The following is a 4685-nucleotide window of genomic DNA, read 5'->3' as shown; positions in this document are numbered from 1 at the left end:
ACCCACACCCCCTTCCCTCACGCCGCGCTTCCGCTATCCTCCGGCCCATGACCGAGATGCCCGCCCAAGGCGACGCCTACCGCCCCGCCGAGATCGCCCGCCTGATCGAGGGCGCGGGCGTGGCCAAGGCCGCGCTGCCGGCGGCGCAGATGTTCGTCCTCGCGCTTCTCGCCGGCGCCTTCATCGGCTTCGGCGCGGCGGCCTACACCATGGTGATGACCGGAGCCGACACCGCCTATGGCCCGGCGCGGCTCCTTGGCGGCCTCGTCTTCTCGCTCGGCCTGATCCTCGTCATCGTCGGCGGCGCCGAGCTTTTCACCGGCAACGCGCTCATGGTGATGGCGGCGGTGGACGGCAGGATCAGCGCGCGTCAACTCCTGCGCAACTGGGGCATCGTCTATGCCGGCAACCTGATCGGCGCGGCGGGGCTCGCGGTCGCCTTCGGGCTCTCCGGCCTTCTTGACGGCCCCATGGGCGCGACGGCGGCGAAGATCGCGGCGGCCAAGGGCGCGCTGCCGCCCGTCGAGGCCCTCGTGCGCGGAGTTCTCTGCAACGCGCTCGTCTGCCTCGCCGTCTGGCTCACCTTCGCGGCGCGCACCGCGACGGGCAAGATTCTCGCGATCCTCTGGCCGATCAGCGCCTTCGTGCTCCTCGGCCTCGAACACTCCGTCGCCAACATGTTCTTCTTCCCGCTGGGCTGGGCGGCGGGGACGCCGGCCGACCTGGCGGCGGCGACCGCGAACCTCCTCTGGGTCACGCTCGGCAACATCCTCGGCGGCGCGGGCGGCGTGGCGCTGGCCTACCGCTTCGCCTATCTCGGCCCGACGGGCCGCTGACCGCCCTGGGATCCGCCACCGCGACGGGGGCTTTGCCCCACTCGCCGTGGCCCGCTAGTGTCGGCCCATGCGCCGCCTCGCCGCCCTCGCCCTCCTCCTCGCACCACCCGCCTCGGGCGGCGATCTGGCCGGCTGGCACCCGGACGCCGCCGCGCTCTGCCTCGTGCCGCCCTACGAGCGGGCGGAGACCGGGGCGCAGCGGTCCGCGCGCGACCTGATCGCCGCGCTCGAGGCGCTCGATCCGGCGCCCGACCCGCTCCTCAGCGTCCTCGCCGCGGCGGGCACCGCGCTCTGCATCGAGGACCGGCCGACGACGGTTCGCGGCGCCTACAACGCCGACCGCAACCTCATCGAACTCAGCGCCGGCCTCGACTTCGGCGAGCGCCTCCTGATCCTCGTGCACGAGTTGCGCCACCTCGACCAGTACGGCCGCGGATTCTGCCCCTCGACCGACTTCGACCTGAAGGAGATCACGCGTTTCACCTACATGGTCGAGGCCGACGCGCAGGCGGTGGCCACCTACTACGCCTGGCAGCTGAAGGCGGCCGGGCAGGCCGAGGCATGGGAGGCCATCGCGCGGCTGAAGGAATATGCCGACATCGGCGCCGTCTTCGCCGAGAGCGTGCGGCACGGCACCCCGTCGGAGGAAGCCGTCGCGATGGCCTTCGAGGCCTGGTTCACCTCGCCCTGGCGGGTGGAGACCTACCGGCTGTCGAGTTGCGCGGCCTATCTCGACGCGCTTGACGAGACCAAGCGGCTGAGGAGCTACGCGCCCCTGCCCGAGGACTATTTCACCGGCCTCTGCCGCCTTCCCGACGGCACAGCCTACGCCTGCACGCCGCCGGAATGACCCCTCTCAGTCGAAGTCGAAGATCTCGCTCAGGAAGCTCTTGCGCTTGCGATAGGGCCGGCCGTGGCTGTAGCGGTCGTCATCGTCGCGGTACTGGTCCCTGTCGTCCCGCCGCCGCGACTCCTCGCGCGGCCCCTCGGTCCTGCGCGGCGCTTCGCGCGCCGGTTCGGCCAGGGCCACCGACGGCGCCGAGCGGTCGATGATCTTGTCGAGTTCGCCCCGGTCGAGCCAGACACCCCGGCATTTCGGGCAATAGTCGATCTCCACCCCCTGCCGGTCCATCATCTGAAGTTCGGTTCCATCCATCGGGCACTGCATCGTCGCCTCTCCGTCGCTTGCGTTGCCTGCGATATGGGAAGCGCCAAGGTCCCGCGCAAACCCCATGCGGAGCATCGGGCGGGATGGCGCCGCCCCGCGGCGGATATCGGGCGGAGGGCGCGAGCCGCGCCAGGGCCGCAAAGCTGCCCCGAATCTGCCGCAATCCATCGTTAACCAACCAGCAACATTAACGATTTCACCCGCCCCTCAACCTTGGGGGGACAGAGAGAAGGACCACGTCATGATCCGCCCCCTCGCTCTCGCAGCCGCCCTGCTCGCGGCCCCGGCTTCCGAGGCCGCCACCGTCACCTTCGGCAACCTGGCGTCCTACGACACCGCGCTCGGCGCACCCTCCTCGGTCTCGGAGACCTTCGACGGAGGTACGCTGAACGGAACGGCGATCCAGCAGATTCTGGGCTCCCGCAGCTTCAACAACAACCGGCTCCAGGGCATTGCCGGCGGCGGCACGAACCCGGCACGGCAATTCACCACGCTCGTCTTCTCGACCCGCGTGACTGCTTTCGCCGCCAGCTTCGCCAACCTTTCCGCCGGAGAGATCGCCAACGTCCTCCTCGACGGCATCCACGCCGCGACGATCACCGGCGGCACGACCTTCTTCGGCATCCAGTCGACGATCGCCTTTTCGTCGATCACCTTCCTCGACACGACCTTTCCGACCGTGAACACCCAGTTCGCCATCGACAACGTGCGTGTGTCGCCGATCCCGGTCGCGGCCGGGGCGCCGATGCTGCTCGGCGGCCTTGGCCTGCTCGCCGCGCTGCGCCGCCGGCGCCGGGCCTGATCATCCGACTACAGGCAAGACCCCGCGGCCGGCCTCTCAGGCCGGCCGTGCGACGTCCACCACCTCGTACATGACCGGCTCGAAGCGCGAGCACAGCGCCGCGATCTTGCGGTTCCTCTCGCGCATCTCGGGCGTGCGCAGCATCGCCTGGAAATCCTCGCGGCGGCGCCACTGGGAATAATTGGCGATGCGGGTCTGTGCATCGTTCATGTGCAGCCCGGCAGCGATGAAGCCCGGCTGAAGACGGATGAAGTTCGCGTAGGCGTCCTTCAGCGCGTCCATCAGGTCATGCGCCGTGCCTGGCGTCATCTCGAAGGTGGTGATGACGGTCTGGCCGCCGAAATCCTTGGAAATCTCGGGCATCTCTCTCCTCCGAAACAGGCGCGCGCCCCTCGACTATCGCGCCGCGGCGAAGCCCTGTAAACAGGCTCAGGCGTCCAGGAGCCGCAACACCTCGTCGGCCAGCGCCGCGACCTCGGCGCGGGCCGCCCGGTGGCCGGATTCGACCGCGCCGAGTCCCTGGCCCAGCGTCTCGGCATAGACCACCCGGTTGCCGAGCTGCGCCTCCGCCACGCCGGCTGTCAGTTCCGCCGCCGCCGCCGCCACCTCGTCGCCGAGCCGCGTCCCCGCACGCGTGCGGTTGAGGACGATCCACGCCGCCTTGCGTTCGCGCCCGGCGAGGTCGAGGACCCCGTCCGTCGCCCAGAGGTCGACATGCGAGGCGGCGACGGGGATCAGCACCAGATCGGCCTCGCGCAGCGCCGGCCTCAGGTCGGCATCGACCTTGGGCGGCGTGTCCACGATGACGAGATCGACGCTCTTCTTCAGCTTCTCGCACTCATATGAAACGCCCCAGGCCGAGGAGGTGGAGAACTCCAGCCCCGCCCCGCCGAGCCGGTCGCGCCGGGTCATGAACCAGCGGCCGAGCGAGCCCTGCGGATCGGTGTCGAGAAGCGCAACAGTCATGCCGCGCCTGATGCACTCGGCGGCAAGATTGACGGCCAGCGTGGTCTTGCCCGAGCCGCCCTTCTGCTGGGCAATGGTGATCACTTTCCCGGGCATGGCGCGTCCTCCGCTATTCGCTGCGCCGCAGCATAGCGTGGTCACGGCAGGGATGCACGATGGAAGCGCCACAGGACCGCAGCGGTGCCGCACCGAGAGAAACGCTGGCCGCGGCGGCACTTGCGCAGCCTGCCATCATTCCCCGCGCCACCATGTCGCGCCGGCGATAAGGGTCAGCCGCCAACCTTCAGGACGATCTTGCCGATGTGGCCCGAGCTTTCGATTCGCCTGTGCGCCTCGGCCGCCGCCTCCAGCGGGAACTCCGAATCCATCACCGGGGCAAGCTGTCCGGCCTCGATCATCGGCCAGACATGGGTCGAAAGCGCCTCGGCGATTCGCGCCTTGGCGAGGTCGCTCTGCGGGCGCAGCGTCGATCCGGTGATCGTCTGGCGCCGCATCATCAGAGGGGCGAAGTTGATCTCGGCCTTCGGGCCCTGAAGGAAGGCGATCTGCACCAGCCGCCCGTCCTCGGCCAGTGCGCGCAGGTTCCGCGCGATGTAGTCGCCGCCGACCATGTCGAGGATCACGTCGGCGCCGCCCGCCCCGGTCAGGACGGCGACGAAATCCTCCTCACGATAGTTGATCGCCCGCTCCGCGCCGAGCGCCTCGCAGGCCGCGCATTTTTCCGCCGAGCCGGCGGTGGCGAACACCCGCGCCCCGAGCGCATGGGCGATCTGGATCGCCGTCGTGCCGATGCCGGAGGATCCGCCATGAACGAGGAAGCGCTCGCCTGCCCTGAGGCCGCCGCGCATCACGACGTTCGACCAGACGGTGAAACAGGTCTCCGGCAGGCAGGCGGCCTCGCGCAGGGCCATGC

7 protein-coding genes are annotated in these 4685 nt (G+C 69.8%); 3 read left to right on the top strand and 4 right to left on the bottom strand.

Annotated features, from left to right (window positions below; genetic code table 11):
• The first annotated feature begins 47 nt into the window (after positions 1–47).
• Complete coding sequence (locus F9K34_RS17145) at positions 48–836, top strand: formate/nitrite transporter family protein (protein ID WP_291338332.1); 789 nt, start codon at positions 48–50, stop codon at positions 834–836.
• A 67-nt stretch (positions 837–903) separates the two neighbouring features.
• Positions 904–1686, top strand: coding sequence for a DUF6782 family putative metallopeptidase (locus F9K34_RS17140; protein ID WP_291338331.1), 783 nt, complete (start codon positions 904–906; stop codon positions 1684–1686).
• 6 nt (positions 1687–1692) lie between these two features.
• Here the strand turns inward: F9K34_RS17140 and F9K34_RS17135 are convergent, their stop codons facing one another.
• Positions 1693–2004 (bottom strand): zf-TFIIB domain-containing protein, encoded by a 312-nt coding sequence (locus F9K34_RS17135; protein ID WP_291338330.1) that lies wholly within the window; start codon positions 2002–2004, stop codon positions 1693–1695.
• Between the two features lie 241 nt (positions 2005–2245).
• On the opposite strand from F9K34_RS17135, the gene F9K34_RS17130 reads away from it, so the two are divergent.
• Positions 2246–2806 (top strand): hypothetical protein, encoded by a 561-nt coding sequence (locus tag F9K34_RS17130; protein WP_291338329.1) that lies wholly within the window; start codon positions 2246–2248, stop codon positions 2804–2806.
• 36 nt (positions 2807–2842) lie between these two features.
• Here the strand turns inward: F9K34_RS17130 and F9K34_RS17125 are convergent, their stop codons facing one another.
• From F9K34_RS17125 to F9K34_RS17115, 3 genes are all read right to left on the bottom strand, one after another.
• Positions 2843–3169 (bottom strand): antibiotic biosynthesis monooxygenase family protein, encoded by a 327-nt coding sequence (locus tag F9K34_RS17125; RefSeq protein ID WP_291338328.1) that lies wholly within the window; start codon positions 3167–3169, stop codon positions 2843–2845.
• 66 nt (positions 3170–3235) lie between these two features.
• A complete protein-coding gene (gene parA / locus F9K34_RS17120) occupies positions 3236–3868 on the bottom strand; it encodes a ParA family partition ATPase (RefSeq protein WP_291338327.1) in 633 nt (210 codons plus the stop codon).
• A gap of 173 nt (positions 3869–4041) precedes the next feature.
• On the bottom strand, positions 4042–4685 hold a 644-nt coding region (locus F9K34_RS17115; protein ID WP_291338326.1), incomplete at its 5' end, for an NAD(P)H-quinone oxidoreductase.

The organism is Albidovulum sp. (genome assembly GCF_008933605.1).
Taxonomy (GTDB): domain Bacteria; phylum Pseudomonadota; class Alphaproteobacteria; order Rhodobacterales; family Rhodobacteraceae; genus Albidovulum.
Note: the sequence above shows the minus strand (reverse complement) of the source record. Positions and strands in the feature narration are given on the sequence as shown.